The 2,555-nt window shown below is 63.6% G+C and carries 2 protein-coding genes; both read right to left on the reverse strand.

The window, feature by feature from the left end:
• Window positions 1–46 precede the first annotated feature (46 nt).
• Window positions 47–1,258, reverse strand: a complete 1,212-nt coding sequence (gene gspF, locus EJA70_RS11630; RefSeq protein ID WP_158830841.1) for a type II secretion system inner membrane protein GspF — start codon at window positions 1,256–1,258, stop codon at window positions 47–49.
• A partial coding sequence (gspE, locus tag EJA70_RS11635; protein WP_158830842.1) for a type II secretion system ATPase GspE occupies window positions 1,258–2,555 on the reverse strand: 1,298 nt, incomplete at its 5' end. The genes gspF and gspE, both read right to left, overlap by 1 nt.

A 2,555-nucleotide genomic window follows, 5' to 3' on the forward strand; every position in this document is an offset into this window, starting at 1 on the left:
GCTGGCTTGCCAGCGATGAGGCCAGGTCAGACACCATCAAAACCTGCTACTGGACCAGTTGATTGATCTCAATGATCGGCAACAACACCGCCATCACAATCACCAGCACCACCCCGCCCATCACCACGATCATCAGCGGCTCCAGCAGCGCCGTCATGCCCATCGCCCGCCGCTCGATATCGCGCGACAGGGTTTGCGCCGCGCGCTCTAGCATGGGTGGTAGTGACCCGGTTTTTTCGCCGCTGGCGATCAGGTGGATCAACACCGGGGGGAAGACGTTTTCCACACGCAACGCTGCCGCCAGGTTGACGCCTTCACGCACCTTGGCCGTCGCTTCACTGACGCTCAAACTCAAGCGGTCGTTGGACAAGGTCTGCCGCGCCGCCTCCAGCGCCCGCAACAACGGCACCCCCGCGCCGCCGAGAATCGCCAGGGTCGAGGCAAAACGCGCGGTGTTCAGACCGAGGATGAAACGCCCGAACAGCGGCAACTTCAGCACCCGATGATGCCAGCTCAAACGCGCCGCCGGATTGCGCAGGTACAAGCGCCAGCTCCAAAACGCGCCGGCCATGATCCCGGCGCACAGCCAACCCCAACTGCGGATGAAATCACTGGCGTTTAGCATCGCCAGGGTCAGCCCCGGCAAGTCCTGCCGCGCCTGAGAAAACGCGCTGACCACCTGCGGCACCACGTAACTGAGCAGGAAAATCACGATGCCGATCGACACCAATCCAACCACGCCCGGATAGATGAACGCGGTGAGAATCTTGCCCCGCAGGTTGTTGCGCTCCTCGATGTAATCCGCGAGCCGCTCCATGACCTGCGCCAGATCGCCGGACTCTTCCCCGGCCGCGATCAGTGCGCGGTAAATCTCGGGAAAGTCTCTCGGTCGCGCGGCCAGCGATTCCGCCAGACGCATACCGCTGCGCACATCCGCACGCACAGCGCTGAGGGTGTGGGCGATGTGTTTTTTTTCGGCCTGCTCGACGGTGGCACTCAGCGCGGCTTCCAACGGCAGACTGGCGCCGAGCAGACTCGCCAGTTGCCGTGTGGCCCAGGCCAGATCGTTGTCCGAGAGTTTGGCGCTGAACAACCCACCGCCGCCGTGCTGGGCGACATTGCTTTCCTTGTGCACCGACAACGCGGTCAACCCGCGCCCGCGTAATGTTGTGAAAGCGGCGCTTTGACTGTCCGCCTCAAGGTGCCCGGATTCGATCTTGCCAGTGGCATCAGCAGCTTCAAAACGATAGCGATTCATCAGGCGTCCCGTGTCACACGCAAGATTTCTTCAGGGGCCGTGGCGCCGCTGCGAATCCAGCGCTCGCCGTCCTCACGCAGGCTGAACATCCCGGCTTTGGCCGCTGAGGCGCGCAAGGCCTGCTCCCCTGCCCCTTGATGGATCAGGGTGCGGATGTCGTCGTCGATGCAGAACAATTCGTGAATGCCGGTGCGGCCGCTGTAGCCGGTTTGATTGCACGCCGCGCAACCGACCGGGCGCCAGGTGCCCGGTGCCGTTGGGTCTTCTTGCTTGCACTGATTGCACAGGCGCCGCACCAATCTTTGCGCGAGCACGCCGAGCATCGACGAGGCCAGCAGAAACGGTTCGACGCCCATGTCGATCAAGCGGTTGACCGCCGACACCGCGTCGTTGGTGTGCAAGGTTGCCAACACCAAATGCCCGGTCAGCGAGGCCTGCACGGCGATTTGCGCGGTTTCGAGATCGCGGATTTCGCCGATCATGATGATGTCCGGGTCCTGGCGCAGAATCGCTCGCAGCGCGAGGGCGAAGGTCATGTCGATCTTGGCGTTGACCTGAATCTGGCTGATCCCCGGCAAGTCGTACTCCACCGGGTCTTCAACGGTGAGGATGTTGCTGGTGCTCGCATCGAGGCGCGCGAGTGCGGCGTAGAGGCTGGTGGTTTTGCCGCTGCCGGTGGGGCCGGTGACCAGGACGATGCCGTGGGGCTGGCGGATCAGGTGATCGAGTTTGGCCAGCACCTGCGCGTCCATGCCGAGGGTTTCGAGGTGCAGACGTCCGGCCTGTTTGTCGAGCAAGCGCATCACCACGCGTTCGCCGTGACCGGTCGGCACCGTGGAAACACGAATATCGATCGGCCGACCGGCCACGCGCAAGGCAATGCGACCGTCCTGCGGCAGGCGTTTCTCGGCGATGTCGAGCTGCGCCATGATCTTGATCCGCGACACCAGCGCACCGTGCAACGCCTTGCGCGGCGAGACCACGTCACGCAGCGTGCCGTCGACGCGATAGCGCACCACGGAATGGGTTTCGAAGGGTTCGATGTGAATGTCGCTGGCCTCATCGCGCGCGGCCTGGGTCAGCAGCGCGTTGATCATGCGGATCACCGGCGCGCCGTCCTGAGTGTCGAGCAGGTCGGTGATTTCCGGCATGTCCTGCATCAGCCGATCAAGATCAACTTCGTTCTCCGCCGCCCCGACCACCGCCGCCGCACTGCCGGTGTCGGCATAAGCGGCGGCCAGCAAGCCATCCAGCTCATCATCGCGCACCCGCTGAATCGTGGTCGCAGCAAACTGCC

It is taken from the genome of Pseudomonas sp. PB103, from assembly GCF_009764635.1.
In the GTDB taxonomy this organism is placed as follows: domain Bacteria; phylum Pseudomonadota; class Gammaproteobacteria; order Pseudomonadales; family Pseudomonadaceae; genus Aquipseudomonas.

Coding starts and splice junctions, on each gene's coding strand:
- gspF (WP_158830841.1), bottom strand. CDS start 1,258: ATGAATCGCTATCGTTTTGAAGCTGCTGATGCCACTGGCAAGATCGAA.